Genomic DNA, 24,731 nt, shown 5'->3' with positions numbered 1-24,731 from the left:
AGCTTATTTTGAAAGATCAAGAACAAATATTTTAGTTTTATCAGAAATATCTTTATAACATTCATTGAGTTTATTTTTCATTTCTTGTAGAGATTGAGGACGTTTTCTTTTCCAAGCTTTTGGGAGTTTAGATGTGGTTTTATTTCCAAACCATAATACTAAATAAACACCAAATCCGTTGGCATGATAATCTGTTGAATAATTTTGTAGTTGATCTATTGCGGCAGACCATAGATCAGTATGCCATTGACCTTTTATTTCTATTGGCACATCTAATAAATTATAAGTACTAAGAAGATCACATCGTTTATCATCAGATCTAGCGCCCTCTACGTGCGCGCGTGCATTATATTTTTCAAGATGCGGTGTTAGTGCTGATGCTATTAGATCACGACAATAATTTTCTTTATGTGGGTTTTCGTTATCCCAATAAAATTTAAAATCACTTGTTTCACTACCTTTGAGTCTTAACTGTAATATTTCTAATTGGTCAATTAGTAAGGCTTGTAAATCCTTGTGTCCGGTGGGTTCTTTGCTCAGTAAGATATTTTGTACATCTTGTAATGAAAAATATTTTTTATAGCTTTCTGATTTATGCTTTTTATTCTCAGTTAACGCATGTTTAAGTTCATCGCAATATTGACATAAATCGTTTTTGTTAATGAGATCAGAAATTAAATCTTGTGCTTCTTGCGTTGTAATTAAAGAAAGTTCAGTTATACATCCTTTAATAAGTCTGGATGCATCCCACGGATGTTGATTTCCTTCCCAACTGCCAGTGGGGTATGGCACCGGTGGCCATATTGAACCAAATTTCAAAATAAAAAAATATAATTGCTGTGCATTCATCTTTGGCCAATAAGTTGAAATTTTCTTATCAACGAAGATAAACTCACTTAATACCCAAATACTTATTTTATCTTCTGAAGTATATTGATTGAGTATTTCAAAATGAGATTCAAAGTCCAGAAGAAAACAAGTGCTTATCCAAATATCCCGTTGAGGGCATTTATCAAATTCTTGCTTACTAATTTGTTCTCGAATTAACTTAATAACATCATTAGGTGAGTAACAAATAGCTATGGTAAGGACTGTTTTCAAGCTATCATAAGCTAATTTTTGGTAATTATTAAGCCATTTTAAAGCTACTTTTCCTGCTATATCCTGGAATAAACTGTCAGTTTGAATTCGATATAATCCAGGAACATATCTTTCTTCAGAATATAAATAAGGTTCTATCGTTTCATAAATAAAATTTTCTTTTGACAATGAGTCTTTGAAAAGAATAAATTCAAGCTCTTTTTGTACAGAAGAGGATATATCATTGCTTTTGAAGCTAGCTCCCCAATGACAAGCAGCTAGAGCTGAATGAGCAATATTTAATGGAATTTCGTCTAACTTTTCATTGCGAGATAAAATAATATCGCAGTATGCTAAAAGAATAGCCTCAAAGGGGGAAATCAAGTTTTGATTAATACGTAGTTGTATTATCTCATGGACGGTTGGTATGTTATTTTCTTCAATAGCTGAACAGATTCCATTTATTGCTAGTGGTAAGAGCTCTATACCTAAAAGTTCAACTACACGTTTTTTCGGTTCATTTCCCTGAATATCACTAAACCAACCTAAATAAGCTTTCGCTATTTGATTTAAGCCATTTATATGTTTTCCTGAAACTAACTGATCTCTAATTTCATGATATTGTTGGTGTCTTTCTATTACTTTTTTCTTTTGTCTACTACGATGAGCTGCTTGCTTTTTTTCATATTGTTCAATTTCTTTTTTTCCATTAGCTCTTTGCAGTTCTATATCATGTATATGTTTTTTTAAATTTATATTTAGAATGGCTTGATCCTGAGCATGTTTCAAAGCAGCACCAGTAAAAGGCTGATAGGCAAATATCCAACGAACTAGTTCTTTCCATTTTAATTCGTTATCCGACGTATGCAGTCCCATAATATTATCGAGATGAAATATTATGTCTTCCTCTATTACCCATAACCATGTATGACTTAAACAGAATATTAGCCAGAGTTTATCTGGCTTTGAGCTTTTAATTGCAACTGATTGAAGAGATCTACGATAATCAGTATTTTCAGACAAATATTTAGTAATTTCATCATACTCATTATGATGCCGAGAAGCATTTGTTTCAATTATGCTTAACCAAGTCCATAATTCTTGAGGTACAGGTTTAGAAATTCGTTTCATTCTCTCTTGAGTAAACTGTAATACTAATCTCTTTATTTTGTTTTGAATTTTTTCATTTTTTTCTGATGATGCTGAGCCTAATTCCTTCAGAAAAGATCGGATACATCCTTCAATTTGTTCAATAGACAATTGTTCGAATAATTTATAACCTAAAGCTATCAAAGATATTTGTTTATCTTCAGCTGATTTTTTTAATATTTCTAAGAAAATTTCTGAAATTTTGTCTGAATTATACAGTTTGGTAGCAACTCTAAATATATCTAAAATGAGATATAGAGAATTAATTTCGTCATGGTGATGTAATTTATCAGATATTATTATCCAATTGGGTTCTATCGTACATTTTTTTAAAGCTGTTACAACAGCTTCTCTTTCTACAAGAGTTACAGTTTGTTCTAATAAAATAGATATGAGCTCATCTTTTATACTATCAATAAAATTAGGAGATGCGGTATGTTCAATGGATTGAATAATTAAATAAGATAATTGAAACGGCGTATCTTTAGTATGTAAAATACTTAAAACATCGTCTCGCAACTCAGGTCTTAACAGACCGTCTCCCACGCTGATATGCCAATCTTCGGCTCGGAAATAGGGATCGTCCTTTGCAATTTTTTGTAAAGACTTCAGAAGAAATTTTAACTGTTCTGTAGTTAAAATTGTGGGATCACTATATTTTAAGAATCCGTAAGGATCTCGGTTAATAAAACTATTCCTTTCTGGCTGACAAAAAACTGCAAGCCAAGCATGGAGTCCTCTAAGAGCAGAAGGAACTATATATCTATCACCATAAAGCAACGCTTCTAGACGTCGTATAGATAATTTATTATTTAACTTATTGCCGAGCCATTTTGCAGCTAAAAATTCTGCTACTGTTCTATGGCATGGCACTAAAATATTATTAGAATCTGAACGGAATAACATTGTTGATAAGATATGTTGCATTAATTCATTAGAACTATTCTCATCGAAAAATTCTTCAATTTTAGGTGCAGATAAATCTTTATTATTAATAGATACGCCTATTTTTCCTGAAAGCAAAAGTTGAGCACAAATACAACCAGCTGTTTCAATTAGCTTATGGATATTTGGAGGTGTTTTAATAGATGCATGAATTTCACTATGTTCCTCAAGAAGAGTCAAACAAGCATTTTCATACAAATCTAATTTAGAGCTCGGCCATCCACCATTTTGTTGATGTGCTTTTAAAAATAATGACAAATTATTAGGATTTCTTAGTAAATCTACAACACCTCGTTTTTGAGCTTCTATAAAAAAGTCGTTACCATCTATTTCTTTACCTTCGTTGTTAATGAACTCTATAATTTCTCGGTCATTTAAGGATAATAAATGCCCAAGAATTGGTTTTTTATTCCATCTGTTTTGAATGATTTTACTATTTACCGCATCCTTCCAGTCAGCAGTGCGACATGCCAATATAAAGTTTGGGCTATGATGATGCGAGATTTTTGATAAAATATTATCGGATATAAGCTCTTTTTTATATACTGTTACCTCATCAATTCCATCAATGATAATTTTAGAGGGCTTAGAAACTGCTTCGATTGCTGGAGATAACATTATGGATACTGCATCATAACAGATAGAATTTGTTCTTTCTTTGAATTCTCTTAATAGAGTAGACTTCCCACTGCCAGGCTCACCTAGTAGGATTAAAGGACCATCCATAGCAAAAAAATCCGCATCAGAGCAAATTTTTTTCTTGTCTGAATCATCAATAATTTCTATTCGTCTTGGAATATAGTTCATTCAGTGCTCTCTGTCTTGGCTTTGTAGGCTCTTAATTTTGGGTATATTTTATCTATAACATGCTCATATCACCACCCAAGCGATGATTGAATAATATAATAGGTTTTGTCAGCTTTAACCAATGAATGTACCAATATAAAAAATAATGGGGGGAGTGTGCAAATTTAGCATATGTAATCGTTAAACTATTTTATGCAGGTAACTGAGAGTATTTTTGTCTATTATTAGAATGCTTCACATACATAGTAATAAAAGCACTAGCCACCAAAGTAAATACTAATATAGAAGGCGATGATGCAATACCTGTTTTTTTAACCAGTATTAAAGAAACTAACGGAGCAAGTCCAGCTGATAAACTTGCAGCAGTTGAATATAAAATTGATAAAACAGTGCATCGTAACTTAATCGGAAACATTTCAGCTAACATCACCGGTACTGTTGCATAATAAGCTCCAGCAGGAATTGCAATTAATGCTTGTCCTAATAAGAGCTCATAAATATCATGGTGCGATAAAACATAAAAAAATGGCTGGGAAAGAATCAATAAACCAACACTAGCAAAGATCACAATTTTTTCTCGATTGATTTTATCAGATAGTTTTCCAACTAAAGGAAATACAGCTAATAAAACAATTAATGAAAGTATATTTGATAGGATAATTTCATGATCCTGAAAATGACTATATAAATGGGCTTGCATAGGACCATAAATGTAAATCTGGAAAGTCGTTGTTACTCCTAGGCAACTTAAAACAAATACATAAAGAGATTGAATTTTATTGTCCTTGATGTAGTTGACTGATTCTGAAAGTAGACTCTTAAATTTAGGTTTTGGCCTGTCTGCATAGTACATGATGTACTCCATACTCTCAGGAATACACAACCGGATATACAAGCCAATGGAAGAACCTAGTAGTGCAAGGACAAAAGGTACACGCCAGACTAGCCAATCGTGTTCAGGATAGTGATTGGTAAAATAAGTAACTAATAATGCTACCAATGATGCTACGAGCATTCCTGACATGGCACCAAACGAAGCCCAGCTGCCCGAGTAGCCTTTTTTGGAGGCTTCTGCATTTTCAACCAGATAAGCTGAAGAATTTAGATATTCTGCACCACAGGAGAAGCTCTGAATAACTCTTAACACTAATAAGGTTATAACAGAAAAAGTACCTATGGTGCTGTGTGGGGGGATAAACCCGATAAGGGTTGTTGACACGCCCATCGTTAAGATGGACGCTGCAAGGATAATTTTTCTGCCATAGATATCGGATAATAAGCCCATTATCATAGCCCCAATAGGTCTGGCTAGATATCCAGCAAAGAAAGTAAGAAATACTAGAAATAAACCCTTTGAAGCATCACCAATTAGGTATTTGGCAATGTAGACTGAGAGTAGGCCGCAAATGGCCATATCAAAAGATTCTATTAAATTGCCTAGTGTGCCTGCCAGTATGATTCGGGTTTGATGCTTCATAGGATTATCCTTTACTTTGCATTGCCGATAGAGTGGTTAGTGAGTCCTGATCTTCTACTCGGTCTAAAAATAAAAATCCATTCAGGTGATCAATTTCATGCTGAAGAATACGGGCTTCCAAGCCGGAAGCTTTTTTGGTAATTCTATTTCCATCTATGTCAAAGCCTGAATATTCAATTTCCATGGCTCTTGGAACCTCTCCCATTAATTCACCGCAATTAAGGCATCCCTCGTAGCCAGTTTGAATTTCTTGGGACAGGATTTTTAATGCAGGATTAATTAATGCAGTATCGGGGATCGGGTATTCTGGTTTTCTCCGTTTGGTATAATTAGTACCAAATACAATAACTCGTTTGCTGATGCCAATTTGGGGAGCAGCTACCCCTACGGCACCTTTGTCAGCCATAATGCCGAACATAGTCTTAATCAGCTCTTTTAACCAACTGCTACCAAATTCTGATTCTTTAATTGGCTCAGCGGTTTGTCTTAAAATAGGATCGTTTTTATCCAGGAGTGTGTTCATAGTTCACCTGATTGTTGATGATTAATGTGAGTTTGGGCTTAGTCTTCATGCAGGACTGTTTGTCTGGTAAAGTTAAATACTCTTGAATTTGCCTTAACGCAAACTTGCCCATGGCTAACAGTTTTTCGCAATGAATGGAGCTTTTGTTTTGGATATAGGGATTTATTCGTTTTAATCCAAATGAAAAGATTGCTCTATGAGAATCATATTCAGTGGGGATGGAAATACCTGTGATGAGTCCAGGTTCTATCTGTTTGTATTTTGTAATTGCTTCTATACAGCCTATATGAGGAAGTTCGCTCCATAATTTCGGTTGATCCTGGCTGATGAACTCTGGTTGATAGCAACCATCAAATAGCCAGAGACTTTTCTCAATTAAATTTTGCTCTATAGCTGGGTTGGAGGACATGAAAAAGATCTGTCCTGCTTGATTGATGAGGGCAATGGAAGCATAGTCTGTTTCTACTTGCCCGAGTACGTCAGAGAACACTTTTCGCATGGTGATATAATGTTCAAAGAGAAAATCTTTTGCTTTAGGGTGAAGCCTTACTTCAACAGCTGTTACATCCATATCTACAAACTTCTTAAACGGCATGACTGTGCTTTTTTCTTTGTTCTTCGTAGGAAGAAATGGAACCAATGGCCAAGTCAATGATTTTTAGTAAATTATTTTCCGATGTGTCAATTGCACGTACTTCTTTGATTAATCCTAACACAAAATCGGCGTAATCGTCATTACTTCCATGAGAAACAGGGTATAAATGATGGCTTTGCTTCAAGATGTAATGAAGTAGTGTTTCATCGACTTCATTTTTCTTAGGAGCTGCATGTCCTTCCTCACCAAATAATAGCCAGCCTGGGTTTACATGAAGATGATGAGCTAATTGTTTAACTTTCTCATAATCAGGTAGAGCATCACCTCTTATATAGCGACGGCAGATTTGTTCTGATGCACCTGTAAATTCTGCTAGGGCTTTAATACAGATCCCATTAGGTGAACGAGATGCAGTATGTCCTTTATCTTTGAGGGTATGGATCAAGCGATTTGCAAACGATTGATAGGGTCCCTTACTCATAAAATTATCCTTTTAATCGAACGTCGTAAAAAAATTATCATATAAAACGGTATCATTCAATATCATATCGTATCTTAATTTAAATTTCTTAAAAATACATATTGATAATTATTTTAATATCGTTTTAATATTAGTTTCGATAAATGATACTTAATGTTCATTTTGCGCGATTTGGACTTTATTACACATGTTTTACAGGAGTATATCGCATGTTTTACGATCAAAAGATCACCATCTATAAGGGTATTATTCAGTATCTACTGGATTCAACCAATTATTCTCTACAACGAATCGCTAATTTATCAAACTCCCCAATTGCTCATTTGCAGTTAATCTACCAGCACAATCGTTTACCTAAAGAAAGTAAGGTTGAATTGAATTTGCTGAAGCTGTTTATCACAGTCATTGATATGGAACACAAGGGTGAATGGAAGGCTCGTTTACAACTTAAATAACAGAGGGATTTGGAGAATCAATGATGCAACCAGTTAATGATCTATTTACACAACAGATTCTGTTTATCAATGACGTAGAAGTCATTATCGGAAAGGACCGATTGACTTTACGCCGTTGGTGGAGTGAAGGGAAATTTCCCAAGCCAGTAAAATTACATGGCAGAACTTTAGCCTGGCATAAAGACGTGATTGATAACTGGATTAATCAATATGTCAGATAAATCCATTTTCATTGCCTGAAGTGGTCAATGACTGCTTTAGACAATGATTAATTTCTAAAGGTTTATAAGTAATACTTATCATCCCCTTTTTCTAAAATGACTTTAAAACCGCAAGTGTGAGAGATGTTGAGGAAGTTACTAAGCTTTACATCTTCTTGCTCACCGGAGCGAATTTTTTGAATTACAGTTGGAGAAAGCCCTGCTTTTTCGGCCAGTTTTCTCACGGTCATTTTGCCATTCTTCATGAGTGCTTTGATGATTTCAGATAATAGAAACTCATCATATTCTTTTTCAAATTGTTCACGAAAAAGAGGGTCCTGCATTTCTCGTTCAAAAGTAGATAAATGTTTCTTAGTCATAATAATCACCTGTTTTTACTCTACTGGTATATTGATCCATAACCTTTAAGGCTTTTTCCTTTTCGGTTAAAGGTAACTTATCCTGCTTCTTCCTAAAGGCATTAGTTAAAATTATTTTTCTGTCTTCAAAAAAGAAACATAAAAATCTATCTGGCTTAGGTTTGAAGGCATAAATTTTGTCTCCTTCATGTCTAAACTTGGTTTTATCGTGAATGATACCGGCATCGCCCATTCTCTTTAATAGCTTCAACAACTGAATGCGTTCGTCTTTATTCAAAGAATAATAATATTCTTGAGATTGGCTATGCTTCTTTTCGTCAAAGTACCATTCAATCGTAAACTTTTCGCCTTGATAGGCAATATATTCAATATCTCTATTCATTATAATTGTACCACTATAGTTGCACAAATTCAAATTTGTTTATTGTTAGTTCTTCTATCAGGCTACTCCATTTATCTAAAGCCTCTTTGCGCTGGTACAGCATTTCGTCTTTGTTATAAGTCGCCATGATCTTAGGCATTTTATGTCCAAGACATTTTTCTATAACTACTGGGTCGATTCGCAATGTTTCTCCAAGCTGAGTGGCAAAAGTGCGTCTGAGATCATGGGCAGTCCATTGTGGGATACCTACTCGTTTTTGTATGCGTTGAATAGCTTTAGATATCGATTTATCGCCTAGTGGGGAATCATCATCGACCCCAGCTAAAACAAAATTAGATAAGCTGATTTCTTTTATTTCCAACAGAAGTTTTTTAGTAAGCTCGCTCAGATGAATCTTCATGCTAAGTCCGATTTTATTATTCTCGGGAGGAATAATCCAAAGAGATTTCTCGAAATTAAATTCAGACCATTTTGCTAGTCTTAGTTCACCAGTCCTTGCACCAGTTAATAATATGATTTTAATGGCGTTTTTAATCTGAATTGACATCGAGTGATTATCACTATCCAAAAATAGCCATATTTTTTTTATTTCATCAAGATCGAGATTGCGATCACGAGGTTTTTCTACTCCACCTATGTCTCTTGCTCGAATATTTATGGCTGGATTAATTGTAATTTCTCCTCGACTTACCGCGTAATTAAATACTTGTTTCAAGGTACTAAGCACTTTATTGGCGTGAACAGGGGAGCCTCTTTGAACTATATTATCCAAGGCCTTTGCTATGTCTCGAGGCTGTATTTTTTCAATTTCTAATGTTCCTAATAGAGGGATAATGTCAGCATCAATTTGTTGTTTAATCTGTTGAGGTTGCTTACGGTGTTTAACAATATAATTGTTGTACCAATCAGAAATTAACGTTTTCACATTATTATTTTTTTGGAGCAATTTTTTTTGGATAATGTCTTCTGGGTCTTGGTCAGACTGCCTTATCTCCCATAAATCATTAAAGGCTTTTCTAGCTTCAGCAACACCCATTACTGGGAAATTACCAATAGTGAGCCATTTCTCTTTACCGCCAAATTTATAACGGTAGAACCAGGTTTTCGTACCTTTAGGAGAAACCCTTAAACAAAAGCCATTACCCTCAGTAATATGGTAACGATTTTTTTCGGCACTTAAATTTGCAATTTTGTTATGAGTAAACTTTTCCATAATTATGCTCTTATTAGGATATCAGAAATTGGCTACACTTCTGGCTACACTTTTTTGTTTGCTTGTATGAAATCAATTTATATCATTTGAAATATTGAAATGCAAATAATCCTTTATTTAAAAGGATGTTATGGTTATAATTGAATTTGTTTGAAATTAAATGAAATTGGTTGTCACTAGCATGGGGTGCTAGTGGTCGAAGGTTCAAATCCTTCCGTCCCGACCAAGCTCAGTAAGGGTTTTATAAAAATCTCCAAACCCCTTCAGAAATATTTGGTACCAGTTTTGGTACCGATTGTAAAATGATACCAAATCATTTTTTGAGGATGTGATTACTCATGAAAAAACAATTCTTCGATTTCAACGATTAGAATAGCCTTTTTAATCATTTATTTTATTTATTAATTGAGATTGAAGTAAGTCAAAAAGAAAACCTCAGTTAAACCATTCTTTCCGTAAACTACCATATAACATTTGAATTTTTTTGGAAGGATAAATTCGCCTAAAGATTCTTACATTTCCATTTTGACCGATCTTTTCTATATTTAAATAATGAAAGGAAAATAATCATGGCATTAGAAAAGAATAATATATATTGCAGAGATTTTATTTTTTCAATGTAGAGTGAAGAATATTTAGTATTAAAATTTAAATACAAGGAACGTATAATGAGCAAAGCTCGATCTTTTTCTGTTTACCTTCTAAAAGATGGATATGATGTCACCAATGCTTTAAAAGAAGATCATAAATTGCTTTCTAATATTACTGCAAATAAGTTACCTGAAAAATATAAACTTTATTTACTGGACAGTCATCCTTCCGAGCCCTGGTGGAAATCATACTTTGGAATAAATCAACATCTCGAGCAAGAGCTAAAGGGGGCTATTATTTTTATCCCTGTAGAAAATAGAAATTTTGCTCTAACTTTTGGTCATGTTGCACATAATTTTAAAGATACAGCTTATGAATATGATTTTGGTTTAAGAGTTACACTTAATTGTTTAGATCCATTAAAACTTAAAAGTTTAGACTCTCTCCAACCTAGCAATACCCTCAGACAAAGATCACAATTACCAATTGGTTCTGATTTAACTTACTTTGATTTCGATCAAAATAGTTCGATTTTGAAATCATTGACTGGTATGGTAAAAGATAAATATAAGTCATTATTTAAGCATGCAACGGGATCTAGTAACTTAAGAATCAGTTCAGACGTAAGTCCTGAGGGTTTACATGATCTTTGCACTAGCCTGTTACAGCTTTATAAGAGCGAAGAATTTATAAAAGAATTCCCAAATATACAAAATATAGCTCCTTTAAAAGATCCAGAAGAAATTGAGTTTTTAAATCAAAAGCTTATAGCCGCTATTAAAAACAAAGATGAGAATATAATACTTACAATCCCCGATATTATTAACTATACGGATGCACTATTTGCAGCTTTTAGTGGTGCTGGAAAGAGTTTGGTGTATTCAGATGTATTTATAAATCAATATTATGAATATCTTGGATTATCACAATTTGATGTAAATAATCTGAGTATTGATATTTTAAAAAAGCATCGTTTGGTCCTTACTAATGAGGATGGTACTCCACGAGGTGAACATCCAAGTATTTTAAAGTGTATATTATTTAATTTTACCCATGCTGATAAAACCTATCATCTATGTGAAGGAAATTGGTATTTAGTGAGTAATGATTTTCTCGAAAAGCTCACGGTGACTATTGATCCAATTTGTGCAGACACCACGCTTATTACTTATGATCATGACAATGAGGAAGCGTTTAATGCTGCATGTGAAAATTTTTCGATAAAAAGATTATGCCTAGATAGAAAAAATATTTCTTTACAGGGGCAGCACGAAGTTGAACCATGTGATATTTTAGAAATAATAGATAATCTCTTTATAATGTATCATGTTAAAAGAAATACGATTTCCGCCCAACTTAGTCATCTCTTTAATCAAGGTTTAAACTCTATCCAATTAATTTTTGATGAAGAAAAGGTCTTTGAAAACTTAAAGTTATTAATCATAGAAAAACTTCCGAAAGAAGAACTTCCTTATAAATCAGTTAAAGATCTGAAATTTAAAATTTCTTATCAAATCATTACTAAAAAAAATAAAAATGGAAAGACATCAAATTTGCCGTTGTTTTCTCGCATAAGCTTTTATAGAGCCATAAAAAGTTTACGACGTATGAGCATTGATACAGAGCTTTGTTTTATTACTGATGAACGAAAAATAACTTCTGAAAAGAAAAAGTTAAAACGTAAATCTATGAAGCAAGCATAGCCCTGGTAGGCGAAGCCGTAATCCCTGAATTCAAGGTTAATTACCATTTATTGCCATAAATTTACTTCCCGCATTACGTTCTGCTAATGCGTGCTAGACTTGCTGATAATGGATAGATGCTTCAAATTAATATTTTATTTTCATTTTAATATCAATTTATTCAATTGTGAGGTGGGACGGTGTGCTTTTCAGTCCAGCCTACGCTTGCTATTGCTTCGGTGGGTTATAGAGTCATTGCAATACCAATAAATTCTCATTCTGACGTATTTGTCAAAGAATTATCTCTAATCTCATTGAATTTAGAAATCGCCTGCTTTCCATATTTTATTGCTACCTCCAAAAATTCCCTATATGAAGTAATTTTTAATAATTCATTAGGAATTTTGACATTGTCTTTGGATAAAATATTAGATAAAGCAATATTAGATAATGGAAGAACAGGTAGAGGAATATTATTATTAATTCGAGCCCACGGTGTAAAAAGCACAAATAGAAGTTGTCCAAGATCATCATACTGGCTTTTTAGATTAAAGTAGTTTTGTTTACCTATCTCTGAAAGTGAATCAAACCAATCTGGTAAAAAAGGTTCCGAGTATGTGAAAAAAGGATCTAATTGACGATCCATTTCCCTAATCATATATCTATCAAACCATTGTTTTTCGAAATCATTTTGGAAATCCTCCCATGACCTTAGAAGGACATTCGTGTTTTTAACTGCTTGAAAGGCTCCCAATTGAAAACCTTTTTTGGAAATGATGTAACCTGTATTTGCCCCGTAATCATTCATAACAGTTCGAAAAGAATGTATAGTATCCTGAGGAATTTTCTTATTCCAAAATTTACACTCACATAAGACTGTAATTTTTCGATTGTTTATTAATTCTTCTCCATAAACATCGATTTCTACTTTATTTCTTGCAGTTTCAATCTTTTTTTCAGTTTCAACATTTATAAATCCACATTGATTCAATATTATTGCTACTTGAGCTTGCAAATCTTTCCAGCTCCTAGGATTTTTAGAAGTTATCAATGTTGTCCTCATGTGAGTAATTTTAATTGAGTTTTATCATATAAGTGTAGATTGTTTATTATCAAACAATCTACACTTGCTTGCTATGTAAAAACAATGTACTAACTGATGTAGTTATCCTATGGATAGGTGCTGTCTTGTTGAAGAATTTATTCAAAAAATAATTAATTCTTTATTTCATTTTTAGTAAATATTTCGAGTGGAAGTTTGCATTTGCTTTTTTTCTTCAAGCATACTCTCTAATTGAGGCATAAGATTTATAAAATTTTTTGGAAAATACACAAATTTAACATTATTATCGCGTTCAGTTCGCCTTAAGTCTTTCACCAGTTCATCAATCTGATATTTAAATTGTTCAACCTCAGGTTTTCTAGCCTTAGCTGAATCGATAGAAACGTGATAGTTATTTTCTGTATTTGTAAAAACAAAAACTACGGGGGCTACAGGAATAGAATTGTTTCCACGATGGATTTTAACATAATTTAAAGATTCAACTACTGCTTTATAATCAGAATGTAATGCAGAAAATAGCTTTCCTTCACTAGAAAAAGATTCTACTACATCCTTATATATTTCATTAAAATTATTATCTGCTATAAGAAATCCTGCTTTTCCTTTATTGCCTTTAACAAAAATATAAATTCTATTAATATTACCGTTCATAGTAGTTCCTTCTAACGGTCATAATATTATTATAGTATTTGTATTTGCATTGAATAAATGCTAACCATCTTTTATATGTAAGAAACAGTATAATTCAAACAACCATATAAAGGTTCAATAAAATCACAGACGCGCAATTATGCCGCGCTTGAAAAATTAAAAAATAATACATATCAAATATAAAAGAAGTAAGGAGTCTTTAACATAGAATGATCTACACACACACCTTTCGCTTGATAAAAATATGCATCATATCCATCTGATAAATAATGATTTTTTACAAAAATACATGGGGTTGGCAGCAAAAAATAGCGGTGAATGTATGGTGAATTAGGTGATGCAAGAAAGATCCAGTGTTTTTCTGAGATAAATATACCGCCTTCATCACTTATTCATCATGAGTTCACCATGAAATGAAGAGCATAGAAACTTTTATTAATGAGTTAATAGTGAGGTGACACCACCAAATGATAGTGGCATTCATTCTTCTAGATCATAAAACACATTGCTATTGCTGCACCGAATTGTTCCTAAATGCAGTTGATTCTGTTTAGTCACTTATACTTACTAAAATTCCAACATTTATATCTTTTCTGTGGATAACTTTTAAAGAAAATTTTTTAAAACAAACAATATATATATAAATAATAAAGTTCTGAGTTATGAGGTGGGTCGGCCTACACGATTATAGGCATGACGGGTTTTACAATGCATGTTGAAAACTCCTATATTTTAAAAGGCCAAAACTGTGGCGGGTTTGTGGCGGCTTGAGGGTTCGGCCTAGGGTCGGCCTGTTTTGGAAAAGATTGATGCCCTTCGGCTAAAAGGCATTTTAAAATAAGATGCCGTGTTGTGGATTTGATTTCAATCAAACCTGCACGTTCTAACGATTTAACCGCTCGCTTTACCTGTTGCTGGCTCGGGCTGCCTGTTTTTACACCTGCAATAGGGGCAACGTATAACGCCTCTCGCAGTGATTGATAACTTATTCTACGCTTTATCCCAACTATATGAGTTTCTCTGTCCATATAGGGACGAATGCCCATGAGATAAGCTAAACGTTGAATATAAGGTAATTCCATAAGCGCTTCAAGTTCTTGAGCATTTACAAATAAAAAATGCATTTTCATTCTTCCTAAAAAATTTTTTGATATTTTGATAGATGTACTTATTTTGATTCGGTATGCAAATTAATCCATTGTTCGATAACATCTGTTTGCCATACTAATACAGTGTCATTAAGCTTCGTTGGTTTAGGAAACTTACCGGCAGACCACCATCTTCTTAATGTCAGTCTATTTCGTCCAATAATTTGTTCTACGTCTTTAATAAAGAGTAATTTTTGTTTGAAGGGTTTATTTTTTGTATGTTCCATATAGTAACTCCATAATAGGCTGCAAACGTTTTGTTGTAGGATGCCGTTGATTTCCAAATTCTCGCTCGTTAACTTACTCGTTTTGTGTTAAGTTTAAGAGGTAAAACGCATTAAATTACACGTATCGTGCAATTAATATTGAATATAACACCTTTCGTGTAACAATCAAGTATCAATCAGAGTTTTTTCAATTTTGGTGAATTTATTGTAATGAGCATTAGAGAAAAGATTGGGAAACGTATTCATGAGGCACGTAAAGCCAAAGGCTTAACCAGGCAGGCTTTAGCTGATTTAACTGATGATATAAAACCCTCTCGCATAAATAATTGGGAGCACGGCACAAGGATGCCGGGACCCGAAGAAATTACGCAGTTAGCGCAAGCTTTAGAAGTATCCCCATCTTTTCTCATGGGGTTATCCGATAAACGAGATGGTGATTTTGGCATAAATTCTAGAATAGGGACATTAATACCATTACTCGACTCCAAACAAGCTAGGGATCCGAGCTCTCATATCCAAAGGATAAAAGAACAGTTTTACTCGGATAAAATAACTTTTGTTCTTGTTGGCTCAGAGATTGCCAATCAGATGGATGAAAATGCTTTTGCCTTAAAAATGCGAGATGACAGCATGATCCCAGAAATGAGAATTGATGACATACAAATAGTCGACCCTTCCGTTTCGCCCAATCCTGGTGATTTTGTTGTTGCCAAAATAAGTGGCAAACAGGACGTCATTATTTGTCAGTATAAAAAGCTATCCTATACTTCACCTGAGTTTGAATTACTTACCTTAAATGATAACTGGCCGAATATTACTGTTAATGAAAGTGAGCAAGCTGAAATAGTTGGTACAATTATTCAAATTATTCGGACGTATCGTCAGTAGGGCGGCATTTTCAATTATAAGTGTGACGGGATTTTACCTTGCATATTGAATATCCCTTGATTTTAGTAGGCCGGAAGTGTGGCGGGTTTATGATGGCTTTCTGCGACGGGTATATGGCGCCTTTCAGCTGATGACTCTAGCCGCACTCTAGCCGTGACTCTAGCCGCAAATTGCTCATTAGAGTGTGTTCGTCTTGTTATTTAGTTTAGAGATATTAAGAGAAAGGATCGCAGTATTCAATAAGTTGAGTTGTTGCAAATTTTGCAACAACTGTCCCTCAATTTTAACTCATTTTTGATGTCTACTGCTTTGCAAGCACTAGATGCTGTCCTTAAAAGCAAGCAATCTTTATGAAAATTTGCTTACTTTTGAGTATCACCCCTGATTTAGCGAAACAAATGGGTGGAATACTTATTTTAAAATAAACCCAGCAAACTTTATTGGGTTTATTTGTTAAAATAACGAAACTCAAACAACTAGAATTAAACATTAGAAATTACTGATTACTTACATGAACTATTTCCAAAATGGAAACAGTTGCTCCAGTCAAATATAAGTTCCTTTTAAAAAAAATTGTATCAGACAAATGCTAATCACTTATTTATAAGTGGAGAGGTTTTGTCTGATTAAGAAATTTTCAATTTGGCATAGGCAAGCATTTACTCTTTATTAGAGGTTATTAGAGATTAAAATCCACTATTAATTTTTTTCTTTAATAATCATTCAGATATATAAGTTTATTAATATTATAAAACAGAGTTTCCACGATTTTGGCTACACCAATGGGGTCAGGCCTTGAATATTGAATTTAAAGATTTTTATTAATCTTATAGTTGCAATTCAAAATTCAAGGCCTGACCTACAAGTGAAATAAAAAACATTTTATTCAATCTATTTGTAAGATGGTTGATGTAGGAAAGACTACACTTTATAAATATATTAATAAATAGGAATAATAGGAATGGATAAGATTCAAACTGAATCAGTAAAGCCTGGTACTTCTGAAACGACACCAATCCTTTTAGACCAAACATCCACTACTGCTTTATATTTTCATGCCGCTCTACATGATGGTGGCATAAGAGGACATTTTTATCGTTTTAAAAAAGCAAAAGATGAAAATCTTGAACGAATAACTGAAAAAGACTTCAAGTCACTTAAGCTTCATGAAGGCGTGCATATTGAATTAGGAAGTGAGCAAATAGGCAAACTATATTCCGAACTTGGAAAAAGAAGAGCAATACAGGCACAGAAAGGATTTGAGTACGGAGAAAATGAATATATTGTGATATCTAAAAATGATAAATCACCAATCACAGAGGAAAATTTAAGAGTAGTAATAGAACAAATTTTAGAACGAAATAATTCCGATGCGCTTTGGGATTTTCTTAAAGATTTTGATCAAGAAAAAGCCGATCAAATAACAGCTAATCATATATATTGCAAAAGAAAAAAAATAATAGATGAGCTAAAGGAAAGAATAGATAGAGATTACTCTGAAACTATAGGAGAGGAATCCTGGCAAAGGTGGATTTATAGGCATAACTGGTTATTTGGTGTTAACTACCAAACACCAATTGAAAAACAAAAGATCAATCTTGTTGGCAGCATGCCGGATTATTTATTTCCAACAATTGATAATTTTGTAGATATATTGGAAATTAAGCTACCTAAATTTGACGTTATTGAACAAGATAAAAGCCACCCTGGTTCTTGGATATGGTCCAAAGATAGTAATAAGGCTATTGGCCAAGTAGTTAATTATCTAAATGATATCGAACGTCTACGATATGAAATTGAGAAATTGATAAAGAAATATTCTGGAAAAGATATTATTTTTTTGAAGCCAAGAGCTTTTATTCTTATAGGAAAAAGTGATGATTGGCCACCAGAGAAAAAAGAAGGATTAAAAAAATTAAACTATGCTTTACATGGAATAGAAGTAATAACATATACTGATTTGATCAACAGGGGAGAGGTATTTATTAATGTACCACTTGATTTATAGATAATAGTAGATTTTTTTAGGTGTCCCAAGTACCCACACCAATGGGGTCAGGCCTTGAATTTTGAATTTAAAGGTTTTTATTAGTTATAGTTGCAATTCAAAATTTAAGGCCTGACCCTGAGGTATTCTCGACATGTTCCAATTCAATCGGAAATCCTAAAGCCTTCGTACAAAAACAATGGTTCAATTTTAGTTTTCATGGAATTTTTCCTCACTTAGCAATTATCACTGCTATTAGTACAGTAACTAGGACCATTGATTCACACTACTCCACTTTTTAGGCATCTCACTTTGATTAGTTAAAGCATCTGCCAGAGGATAAAGAAAAGATTGAATTCTATTTATAATATCCTGAAAGTGCATCGGTACATGTTCTTGGTTTAATCGTCTTGCAAAGGCAGTCCATTGAGTTTGTTTGGACTCTATAAATTGTTCTGAGAATGCTTCAATTTCAATAGGTAGCGTGGTGTTGCGGTTCTCAAACGTTAGGCGAATCGCCTCTGCGAGTTCAGTTCCATTGAAATCGAATTGCCTGGATAACATCCAAATATCATAAAAGTCTTTCATCCGACTATTAATGCTACCTAGTTTTATCATCGCTTCAAATTTTTCTGCAATGACTGTTTCTCGGCTATAGGCTAGAAGCTCTGGGGCTGGAAGATCAAGGATAGTTGGCATCAATGATTTTTCTGGAGTTGGATAAACAATATCACCAAAACCGATATCAATTTGCATATGAATTTTTGCCGTATCTAGATTACCTTTAAAGAGTACTCTTATCCCATGATAATCAGCATCTTCTTTAATTCGCTCTGCTTTTAACGAGGTTGCGTCAAAGCATAGTCCATCCTCTGTTGCGTCTACTGAAAGTATCTCTCTCATTTGTTGAATGACATTTTCCGTATCGTTACTTGTTTTCCCCAGCATATCAATATCCATGGTTGGTCTTGATTCCGGGGCATTCCATAGTCTTAGCATCAAAGCACCTTTTAAGATGAATCTATTTTTATGTTGAGACAACGACAGACGATAAAGAAATCGCTCCATTGCATAATATTGTAGGACTTCATTAAATGGTTTGTGGTTGGCTTTTGAATGATTTAATAAGCGTTGCCGGATCGACGCCGCGCTATTTTTTGGAGATTTCATATTATTGCTTCCAGGTAGGGTGTAATCGCCCGTTCGACTTTACAAATTTTGGCATATTTAAGGATCTTCTTCAGATCAAATTGTTTTCGTCCGCGGTAAAGCTTTATTGCTTCCAGTACAATGTCCATACCTATTTTGTTTCTATATTTAAAACAGTCAACAATTGTTTTTTCAGGAGAGTAAATTTTTATATTAATCTCATCAATTATGTGTACTTCAATTCCTGATTGGTAGGCTTGCTCTGAGAAGCGATAGGCTTGGGTAGGAGGATAATCAATAGAAGGGAGATGTGCTCCCCTCGGTACTGCCACTGAAATAATATGTGGAATTTGAGTTGTTAGCTCGTGATATGAGAGAGCAGATATGAGACAAATAACTGCATTAGGTACGCGAAGGCTTACTGCAACCAGATCCTGATTACTCAGTGGGGGCAGATTAGTGAGTCGAAAAAGCCCTCTACTAATTTGTTCTATAATGCCTTTATCCCTCAGAGAATAAAGCATATAACGGGTAATGCCATGCTTTATGGCATCGCTCATCTTTAGTTGCCCACCATGTTGATAGAAAATTTCTTCAGGATTTTTATTTGCCACAATCAGACAAATCCTCACCATTTATTTATAATTGATTAGATTATGTCTGATTTTTTGAGGTTAAGCAAATTGAGGTATCATTATAAATAGGTATAATTTATACCAATTTTATACCTATTCTATACTTATTTGCGTTATACAGGCTCAGAACTCCTTTGCTCTAATTCAATGGGGAAATGAAAGGCATTCGTTTGGGGTTGGATCAAATCCTTAATTAGGTTGGTCCATTGTTCAAGTGCTTCTTTTCTTTGTGGAAGCATTTCATTCTTATTATAAGTAGCCATAATCTTTGGCATTTTATGCCCCAAACATTTTTCAATTACTACTGGATCTATATTCAACGTCTGTCCCAATTGGGTTGCAAAGGTTCGCCGCAGATCATGTGCTGTCCAATGAGGAATGCCTACTCGGGCTTGAATTCTGCTAACTGCTCTGGCAATGGCTTTATCGGTTAATGGCTCTTCGTCATTAAGACCTGGAATGACAAAGGAGAACTCGCTCTCAGCTTTTAATAATTCAAATAAAGATTGAGTGGGCGGTGTTAAATGAATTTTCATAACCAACGCATTTTTGGTATGACTTGCTGGGATTATCCAGAGTGATTGCTCGAAATTAATTTCACTCCATTTTGCTAATCTTAATTCACTTGAGCGAACACCTGTGAGTAGGATAATTTTTAAAGCGGTGCGAATTTGCAATGACATACGGCTACTATCGCTGTCTAAGAAAAGCCATAAGGTTTTAATTTCCTCTAGGGTTAAAAACCGTTCGCGTGGCTTTTCAATACCACCAATATCACGAGATCGAATTGTTGCAGCAGGATTGATTGTCATTTCACCACGGCTCACTGCATAGTTGAATGCTTGTTTGAGCGTACTTAAAACTTTGTTTGCATGAATAGGGGAGCCACGGTTCACAATTTTATCTAATGCATTAGTAATATCTCGAGGTTGGATTTTTTCCAGTTCCATATCACCAAGCAAAGGAATAATATCCGCATCGATTTGTTGTTTTGCTTGTTTGGGTTGCTTGCGGTGTTTTTCAATGTAGTTGGTGTACCAAGAGAGAATTAAGGATTTTACTGTCTTTTTATATTTTTGTTTTTCTTGTTTGCTGTGCTCAATGGGATTAATGCCATTTTCCTTCATGGATTGAGCTTTTAAGAAGAGTTCTCGTGCTTGTTTGATGCTAATCGCGGGGTATTTACCTAGACTCATTTTGCAACGTTTGCCGTTAAGGGTAAATCGATAGAACCATGATTTGTTTCCGGTGGGTGTTACTCGAACTCCTAGACCCGTTGCTTCAATTTTTTCGACCCATTCTTTTTCTGCTTTAAGATTTTTAATGAAGGTGTCTGTAAATTTCATGGAGTTCCTCAAACTTTTTTTGGTACCAGTTTTGGTACCACTTTTTGTGTTCTTAAGTGAAATGAGTTGATATCAATTAAAATCTATAATATGGAAATAACATTGTATTTACAAGGACTAAATGAGTTTTTTGAAATGATTTGATACGGGTTAAAATCGAAAAAGAATAGAATGGGGTGCTAGTGGTCGAAGGTTCAAATCCTTCCGTCCCGACCAAGCCCAGTAAGGGTTTTAAAAGTTTTTCTCCCTCCTCGAAAGATTTTAATGGGTACTTTAGTGGGTACTTAGAATAAAATGTTGATTCCCATAACGGCCACAATCATGGCAGTAGAGCTTATATGCTTTAGATCTTAATATACTGCGACGATGACCTATTAAATCATGATGCACCTGACGCACCTAAGAAGATTTCTTGCGAACGCGCTTACTGTGACAGTGGCTACAACGGGCTTAGCGGTTATACGATATATCTAATAACAATGGTTGATATCCACTCAATTTTACTATGGAAAATCCAGGTAAATTTAAAATAAGATTGTACTTAGGCACTTTAATCTCCTTTTGATCGCTAAATCAAGAACTTAGTTTAGACTAATTTGATTAAAGTGCCCCCTTAATTGGTGTAGAGCCATTAGGCTTGCCTAAAATCTTCTGTTGTCCCATTTGACTTACTAAACCGCCACATTCTAACTACTTCATCTTTCCAGGAACATTGAATCAGATTTAAAGTTTGACTATCATGCACCATGTCTGATTAGAGGTGTAAAAATGCTGGAACTACTCGAAAAAAAGAACTTTTTTTTGCTTTGTGACATGCTTGACCATAAAGATTTAAATACACTGAAACTAGTCAGCCGTTTCTTAAATAAATCAGTTACAGAGTATAACCATTTATCAGGATTTCTAAAATTAATTGAGCAATACCAGCAGGAAAATCCGACAGTTTTAATCGATTTATTACAAAAAAAGCTAATTCATCCTGAACTGATTAGCAGCCTTATGGTACGTTTAATCGATACTTATCCTGAAACTAATACACCGCGTTTAACCTACCATGGATTAACCTTAGTTGATTCATTAAGTCCTCAATCTTTACTGGGTCTTCATCGCTCATCGGTTATGATTTACCCTTTTCCAGCGCCTAAAGTTGCAGCAATGATGATCTACTATGCAAAGGTCCAGGACGAAGAATATATTGTATTTATCAAAAGCAAGCGCCGTAGTGATGGAATTTCTAAAGAGTTAGCCTTGCCAGGCGGGAATTTAAATGTCATCGGGCCCTTTGGAGCGGAGCAAGGAGTAAGTCGTGTAGAGGATAAAATACGCGATGAAGCAGAAGAACAAATTATGAAAGGGAATTCTTCAGCTTATCAAACCCTGCAAACCAGTCCATCTAGAAATTCTTTACCCTTACAGCCAGAACGATATCATCAGAGTTTGAAAGACTGTGCCAAAACTGAAGGAGTTGAGGAAACTGGAATAAATATCACAGAGAGCATAAAGGAGAGTGCGCTGTTTGTTTGTCAAAAGGAATATCTTAGCCGAAGTCGACGCATGCATTTAATTTTACATTATTTTGTTACCGATTGTGGTTCTTTTGATCACGAAGAGGATTTGCCGAATCTTCTGCCACAAGATGAATACGAAGTTGAGTCAGCACAATGGATCAAGGTCGGTGATATTACAGTGTCCACTTGTCCTAAGGATTTTTCTGGTGTCACATTTCAACTGAGCTATCAAGATAACTCCATTGCAAAACCGCATCTTGATGGCTTAAACCAATCATTACGATTTATCAGGGATAAGGAAATACAGCGGCGCTCTAGGGGTTGTTATTCTGGAATGGAATCCTTGTATCACACAAGTAAACAAGCCGATTTTAAATTTTTAGAGCCCTTTGTTCATAATGGGGCTTGTGAGTTTGATGAAATTCAGACAGCAAATCATATCAAACTCTGCAATCAAATAGAGAACCTGGTGAAAATCAAAAAAGATTGTTCAGACAGTATGATAAAAAAAGGCTTAATAGGATTTGGACTTTTTGCCCTGGGTGCTGCAAGCGTTTTGATAACACAACATATACAAAACAATGGCCTCAATCTAGGAAGTCGGTCCTAATTAAATACTCTCCGAGTAATTTTACAGTAACTGGGTTTTCTTTTCTCTGGTGTAGACCTAATATATTCAAAAACTGAAATATCAACCTCACCGTTTAAAAAACAAGAAATAGTTTATGTTATTGGTGGCTGATTTATCAGAAATTAATTTTAAAACGCAATTCCAGAAATTCAGTGATGATTATTTCAGAGATAAAAAATCACCACCTATTCCCAAAAAGGAATGCGCTAAATGCCAATTTAGAACACTTCATGAAGATGAAACAAGTGTTTTTTTAATTGGCGCCTTATATTTTCATGCTATATTGCTTCAAAATTTCCTCTTCTTGTGACAGGTCCTTTGCCAAATAACCAACTGTGCTGAGGAAACCGGGTGGAAGCGGTATATAAGAGCTCACAGCAGCGGGATTTTCTGATTTAGCTATATCCACTCGATTTTGCTCTTCTTCCACAAGTCTTTTCTTAGTTAGTGAATTTTGAGAAAAAAAACCAAACTTAGATGATGTTGTTTGTGCCAAACTTTCTTGACTTACCTTTTTAGGGTTATGAGCGAGTATTTGTTCTAGATTAAATCTAGGAATAATGAGCTCTCCATCTCTCCAAGAAATAGCCCCACTCTTTATAACAGCTTGCTTATCTTCCATGCTCACTAGATTACCTTTAAAAATATAATTGGACATAAGAAAATCGCTTAGACGTATGTAATCGCTAGAAGAAAATTGTGAGTTAGTCTCACTTCTGTTATTAAATCCTTCGTTGGTCGGCATTTTAAAATCAGTTTCCCCAGAGGTTTGGTCTATTTTTCTTCTCTTTGCTGAGGGATTTTGAGTGTCACTGTACTTTTTTTGAAAGGTAGATCTTCTTTGCCAAAAAATTTCTTTTCCAGACACCATAACGGTTCCATCAGCGTAAATTGTAGCATTACGCAAGGCTTTTGTAGGCACTACTTCTCTATTGTTTTCAAAAAGATATTGACGTTTCAAAAAGGCCCCTTTACTAATCGGATTTTCGGTGCCGATTCTAAAGTACTGAAATACTTTTAATTCCCTAAGTTGTAAAACCGTTGGATTATCAGCATAATCCAATGGCCTCTTATGGGAGGCTCTATCGGAGTGTTGAATAATGGGTTTACCTCCAACTGTAATAGTCCCATCTGGGAATAAGAAGGCATTGCGCAAAGAATGTCTATTAATAAAAGATTTATTATCGCTGCCTTCAAAAACATAGTTACGTTTTAGAAACGCATCAACAGTAATTTGATAGCCTCGAATTTTAATTGTATCGTACAATGATAAATCATTAATTTTTATGTACGCTCCGTCAGCAGTCAGATGTTGCGGGTGTAAGGTTGAGTCATATCTAGGTGTATTGGACAGAAATAATTTTGTTTGCATAGAAATACTTAAATTGAGTTTTAAATTTGGACTCTTGTGTCATTCAAAACACTCTGTCCCCAAAAGTTTTTGCGGTAACCCTCTTCGGGTAAAGTGAGTGGCAGTACGCAATGCTTGTTTCCGGTCGTTTATACCATATTTCTCCTGCATATTGTTTATTGTAAAT

General features: G+C 34.4%; 22 protein-coding genes and 2 pseudogenes. 7 read left to right on the top strand and 17 right to left on the bottom strand.

Annotation, left to right across the window (positions count from 1 at the left end):
* Positions 1 to 3: 3 nt before the first annotated feature.
* From ACWTE2_RS10935 to ACWTE2_RS10915, 5 genes are all read right to left on the bottom strand, one after another.
* Positions 4 to 3,981, bottom strand: a complete 3,978-nt coding sequence (locus ACWTE2_RS10935) for an NACHT domain-containing protein (protein WP_010652881.1) — start codon at positions 3,979 to 3,981, stop codon at positions 4 to 6.
* Positions 3,982 to 4,171: 190 nt separating this feature from the next.
* Positions 4,172 to 5,458, bottom strand: coding sequence for an MFS transporter (locus tag ACWTE2_RS10930; RefSeq protein ID WP_010652882.1), 1,287 nt, complete (start codon positions 5,456 to 5,458; stop codon positions 4,172 to 4,174).
* 4 nt (positions 5,459 to 5,462) lie between these two features.
* On the bottom strand, positions 5,463 to 5,981 hold the full coding sequence (def, locus tag ACWTE2_RS10925) for a peptide deformylase (RefSeq protein ID WP_010652883.1): 519 nt from the start codon (positions 5,979 to 5,981) through the stop codon (positions 5,463 to 5,465).
* On the bottom strand, positions 5,962 to 6,576 hold the full coding sequence (locus ACWTE2_RS10920) for a hypothetical protein (RefSeq protein ID WP_028389628.1): 615 nt from the start codon (positions 6,574 to 6,576) through the stop codon (positions 5,962 to 5,964). Before ACWTE2_RS10920 ends, def begins: the two co-directional genes overlap by 20 nt.
* Entirely contained in the window at positions 6,566 to 7,057 is a 492-nt protein-coding gene (locus tag ACWTE2_RS10915) for a helix-turn-helix domain-containing protein (protein WP_010652885.1), read from the bottom strand. Before ACWTE2_RS10915 ends, ACWTE2_RS10920 begins: the two co-directional genes overlap by 11 nt.
* 209 nt (positions 7,058 to 7,266) lie before the next feature.
* Between ACWTE2_RS10915 and ACWTE2_RS10910 the strand changes: the two genes are divergently transcribed.
* Both ACWTE2_RS10910 and ACWTE2_RS10905 read left to right on the top strand, forming a co-directional pair.
* Positions 7,267 to 7,512 carry a hypothetical protein gene (locus ACWTE2_RS10910; protein ID WP_010652886.1) on the top strand — a complete coding sequence of 82 codons (246 nt, stop codon included), beginning with the start codon at positions 7,267 to 7,269 and terminating at the stop codon, positions 7,510 to 7,512.
* A gap of 23 nt (positions 7,513 to 7,535) precedes the next feature.
* Positions 7,536 to 7,733, top strand: a complete 198-nt coding sequence (locus tag ACWTE2_RS10905; RefSeq protein WP_010652887.1) for a helix-turn-helix transcriptional regulator — start codon at positions 7,536 to 7,538, stop codon at positions 7,731 to 7,733.
* 62 nt (positions 7,734 to 7,795) lie between these two features.
* Here the strand turns inward: ACWTE2_RS10905 and ACWTE2_RS10900 are convergent, their stop codons facing one another.
* Genes ACWTE2_RS10900 through ACWTE2_RS10890 form a run of 3 tightly spaced genes read right to left on the bottom strand, consistent with a single transcriptional unit; the run spans position 7,796 to position 9,687 of the window.
* Positions 7,796 to 8,092: an AsnC family protein gene (locus ACWTE2_RS10900; RefSeq protein WP_010652888.1), complete on the bottom strand. Its 297-nt coding sequence runs from the start codon at positions 8,090 to 8,092 to the stop codon at positions 7,796 to 7,798.
* Positions 8,085 to 8,474: a type II toxin-antitoxin system RelE/ParE family toxin gene (locus tag ACWTE2_RS10895; RefSeq protein WP_010652889.1), complete on the bottom strand. Its 390-nt coding sequence runs from the start codon at positions 8,472 to 8,474 to the stop codon at positions 8,085 to 8,087. The genes ACWTE2_RS10900 and ACWTE2_RS10895 overlap by 8 nt, the downstream gene beginning before the upstream one ends.
* 13 nt (positions 8,475 to 8,487) lie before the next feature.
* On the bottom strand, positions 8,488 to 9,687 hold the full coding sequence (locus tag ACWTE2_RS10890; RefSeq protein ID WP_010652890.1) for a tyrosine-type recombinase/integrase: 1,200 nt from the start codon (positions 9,685 to 9,687) through the stop codon (positions 8,488 to 8,490).
* A 668-nt stretch (positions 9,688 to 10,355) separates the two neighbouring features.
* Here ACWTE2_RS10890 and ACWTE2_RS10885 point away from each other — a divergent pair.
* Complete coding sequence (locus ACWTE2_RS10885) at positions 10,356 to 11,981, top strand: DUF6119 family protein (protein WP_454785392.1); 1,626 nt, start codon at positions 10,356 to 10,358, stop codon at positions 11,979 to 11,981.
* Positions 11,982 to 12,234: 253 nt separating this feature from the next.
* On the opposite strand, the gene ACWTE2_RS10880 is transcribed toward ACWTE2_RS10885, so the two are convergent.
* The 4 genes from ACWTE2_RS10880 to ACWTE2_RS10865 form a co-directional block, all read right to left on the bottom strand.
* Positions 12,235 to 12,975 carry a restriction endonuclease gene (locus ACWTE2_RS10880; RefSeq protein WP_454785391.1) on the bottom strand — a complete coding sequence of 247 codons (741 nt, stop codon included), beginning with the start codon at positions 12,973 to 12,975 and terminating at the stop codon, positions 12,235 to 12,237.
* Positions 12,976 to 13,194: 219 nt separating this feature from the next.
* Positions 13,195 to 13,674 (bottom strand): hypothetical protein, encoded by a 480-nt coding sequence (locus ACWTE2_RS10875; protein WP_454785390.1) that lies wholly within the window; start codon positions 13,672 to 13,674, stop codon positions 13,195 to 13,197.
* A gap of 725 nt (positions 13,675 to 14,399) precedes the next feature.
* Positions 14,400 to 14,798 carry a protein LvrA gene (locus tag ACWTE2_RS10870; RefSeq protein ID WP_454785389.1) on the bottom strand — a complete coding sequence of 133 codons (399 nt, stop codon included), beginning with the start codon at positions 14,796 to 14,798 and terminating at the stop codon, positions 14,400 to 14,402.
* Between the two features lie 44 nt (positions 14,799 to 14,842).
* Positions 14,843 to 15,049 carry a helix-turn-helix transcriptional regulator gene (locus tag ACWTE2_RS10865; RefSeq protein ID WP_454785388.1) on the bottom strand — a complete coding sequence of 69 codons (207 nt, stop codon included), beginning with the start codon at positions 15,047 to 15,049 and terminating at the stop codon, positions 14,843 to 14,845.
* A 210-nt stretch (positions 15,050 to 15,259) separates the two neighbouring features.
* Here ACWTE2_RS10865 and ACWTE2_RS10860 point away from each other — a divergent pair, with 210 nt between their 5' ends.
* From ACWTE2_RS10860 to ACWTE2_RS10850, 3 genes and pseudogenes are all read left to right on the top strand, one after another.
* On the top strand, positions 15,260 to 15,937 hold the full coding sequence (locus tag ACWTE2_RS10860; RefSeq protein ID WP_454785387.1) for a LexA family protein: 678 nt from the start codon (positions 15,260 to 15,262) through the stop codon (positions 15,935 to 15,937).
* Between the two features lie 881 nt (positions 15,938 to 16,818).
* A pseudogene (locus tag ACWTE2_RS10855) lies at positions 16,819 to 16,887 on the top strand (hypothetical protein); the annotation flags it as partial.
* Positions 16,888 to 16,898: 11 nt separating this feature from the next.
* Positions 16,899 to 17,945: a Shedu anti-phage system protein SduA domain-containing protein gene (locus ACWTE2_RS10850; protein ID WP_454785386.1), complete on the top strand. Its 1,047-nt coding sequence runs from the start codon at positions 16,899 to 16,901 to the stop codon at positions 17,943 to 17,945.
* Between the two features lie 246 nt (positions 17,946 to 18,191).
* Here the strand turns inward: ACWTE2_RS10850 and ACWTE2_RS10845 are convergent, their stop codons facing one another.
* From ACWTE2_RS10845 to ACWTE2_RS10830, 4 genes and pseudogenes are all read right to left on the bottom strand, one after another.
* Positions 18,192 to 19,094 (bottom strand): nucleotidyl transferase AbiEii/AbiGii toxin family protein, encoded by a 903-nt coding sequence (locus ACWTE2_RS10845; protein WP_454785385.1) that lies wholly within the window; start codon positions 19,092 to 19,094, stop codon positions 18,192 to 18,194.
* A complete protein-coding gene (locus tag ACWTE2_RS10840) occupies positions 19,091 to 19,687 on the bottom strand; it encodes a type IV toxin-antitoxin system AbiEi family antitoxin domain-containing protein (protein ID WP_454785384.1) in 597 nt (198 codons plus the stop codon). The genes ACWTE2_RS10845 and ACWTE2_RS10840 overlap by 4 nt, the downstream gene beginning before the upstream one ends.
* A gap of 134 nt (positions 19,688 to 19,821) precedes the next feature.
* Positions 19,822 to 21,054, bottom strand: a complete 1,233-nt coding sequence (locus tag ACWTE2_RS10835) for a tyrosine-type recombinase/integrase (protein ID WP_454785383.1) — start codon at positions 21,052 to 21,054, stop codon at positions 19,822 to 19,824.
* Between the two features lie 291 nt (positions 21,055 to 21,345).
* Positions 21,346 to 21,603 (bottom strand): annotated as a pseudogene (locus tag ACWTE2_RS10830) (transposase family protein); the annotation flags it as partial.
* 219 nt (positions 21,604 to 21,822) lie between these two features.
* Here ACWTE2_RS10830 and ACWTE2_RS10825 point away from each other — a divergent pair.
* Positions 21,823 to 23,172: an NUDIX hydrolase gene (locus ACWTE2_RS10825; protein ID WP_454785382.1), complete on the top strand. Its 1,350-nt coding sequence runs from the start codon at positions 21,823 to 21,825 to the stop codon at positions 23,170 to 23,172.
* 286 nt (positions 23,173 to 23,458) lie between these two features.
* Here the strand turns inward: ACWTE2_RS10825 and ACWTE2_RS10820 are convergent, their stop codons facing one another.
* A complete protein-coding gene (locus ACWTE2_RS10820; RefSeq protein ID WP_454785381.1) occupies positions 23,459 to 24,565 on the bottom strand; it encodes a hypothetical protein in 1,107 nt (368 codons plus the stop codon).
* Between the last annotated feature and the right edge of the window lie 166 nt (positions 24,566 to 24,731).

It is taken from the genome of Legionella nigrisilvae (assembly GCF_977063395.2).
Note: the sequence above shows the minus strand (reverse complement) of the source record. Positions and strands in the feature narration are given on the sequence as shown.

What these genes read in the sequence shown, in the direction of transcription:
- ACWTE2_RS10870 (WP_454785389.1), bottom strand. Translation starts at nt 14,798, where the DNA reads ATGCATTTTTTATTTGTAAATGCTCAAGAACTTGAAGCGCTTATGGAA.
- ACWTE2_RS10895 (WP_010652889.1), bottom strand. Translation starts at nt 8,474, where the DNA reads ATGAATAGAGATATTGAATATATTGCCTATCAAGGCGAAAAGTTTACG.
- ACWTE2_RS10850 (WP_454785386.1), top strand. Translation starts at nt 16,899, where the DNA reads ATGGATAAGATTCAAACTGAATCAGTAAAGCCTGGTACTTCTGAAACG.
- ACWTE2_RS10930 (WP_010652882.1), bottom strand. Translation starts at nt 5,458, where the DNA reads ATGAAGCATCAAACCCGAATCATACTGGCAGGCACACTAGGCAATTTA.
- ACWTE2_RS10890 (WP_010652890.1), bottom strand. Translation starts at nt 9,687, where the DNA reads ATGGAAAAGTTTACTCATAACAAAATTGCAAATTTAAGTGCCGAAAAA.
- ACWTE2_RS10935 (WP_010652881.1), bottom strand. Translation starts at nt 3,981, where the DNA reads ATGAACTATATTCCAAGACGAATAGAAATTATTGATGATTCAGACAAG.
- ACWTE2_RS10875 (WP_454785390.1), bottom strand. Translation starts at nt 13,674, where the DNA reads ATGAACGGTAATATTAATAGAATTTATATTTTTGTTAAAGGCAATAAA.
- ACWTE2_RS10885 (WP_454785392.1), top strand. Translation starts at nt 10,356, where the DNA reads ATGAGCAAAGCTCGATCTTTTTCTGTTTACCTTCTAAAAGATGGATAT.
- ACWTE2_RS10920 (WP_028389628.1), bottom strand. Translation starts at nt 6,576, where the DNA reads ATGCCGTTTAAGAAGTTTGTAGATATGGATGTAACAGCTGTTGAAGTA.
- ACWTE2_RS10860 (WP_454785387.1), top strand. Translation starts at nt 15,260, where the DNA reads ATGAGCATTAGAGAAAAGATTGGGAAACGTATTCATGAGGCACGTAAA.
- ACWTE2_RS10820 (WP_454785381.1), bottom strand. Translation starts at nt 24,565, where the DNA reads ATGCAAACAAAATTATTTCTGTCCAATACACCTAGATATGACTCAACC.
- ACWTE2_RS10910 (WP_010652886.1), top strand. Translation starts at nt 7,267, where the DNA reads ATGTTTTACGATCAAAAGATCACCATCTATAAGGGTATTATTCAGTAT.
- ACWTE2_RS10825 (WP_454785382.1), top strand. Translation starts at nt 21,823, where the DNA reads ATGCTGGAACTACTCGAAAAAAAGAACTTTTTTTTGCTTTGTGACATG.
- ACWTE2_RS10915 (WP_010652885.1), bottom strand. Translation starts at nt 7,057, where the DNA reads ATGAGTAAGGGACCCTATCAATCGTTTGCAAATCGCTTGATCCATACC.
- ACWTE2_RS10900 (WP_010652888.1), bottom strand. Translation starts at nt 8,092, where the DNA reads ATGACTAAGAAACATTTATCTACTTTTGAACGAGAAATGCAGGACCCT.
- def (WP_010652883.1), bottom strand. Translation starts at nt 5,981, where the DNA reads ATGAACACACTCCTGGATAAAAACGATCCTATTTTAAGACAAACCGCT.
- ACWTE2_RS10845 (WP_454785385.1), bottom strand. Translation starts at nt 19,094, where the DNA reads ATGAAATCTCCAAAAAATAGCGCGGCGTCGATCCGGCAACGCTTATTA.
- ACWTE2_RS10905 (WP_010652887.1), top strand. Translation starts at nt 7,536, where the DNA reads ATGCAACCAGTTAATGATCTATTTACACAACAGATTCTGTTTATCAAT.
- ACWTE2_RS10835 (WP_454785383.1), bottom strand. Translation starts at nt 21,054, where the DNA reads ATGAAATTTACAGACACCTTCATTAAAAATCTTAAAGCAGAAAAAGAA.
- ACWTE2_RS10865 (WP_454785388.1), bottom strand. Translation starts at nt 15,049, where the DNA reads ATGGAACATACAAAAAATAAACCCTTCAAACAAAAATTACTCTTTATT.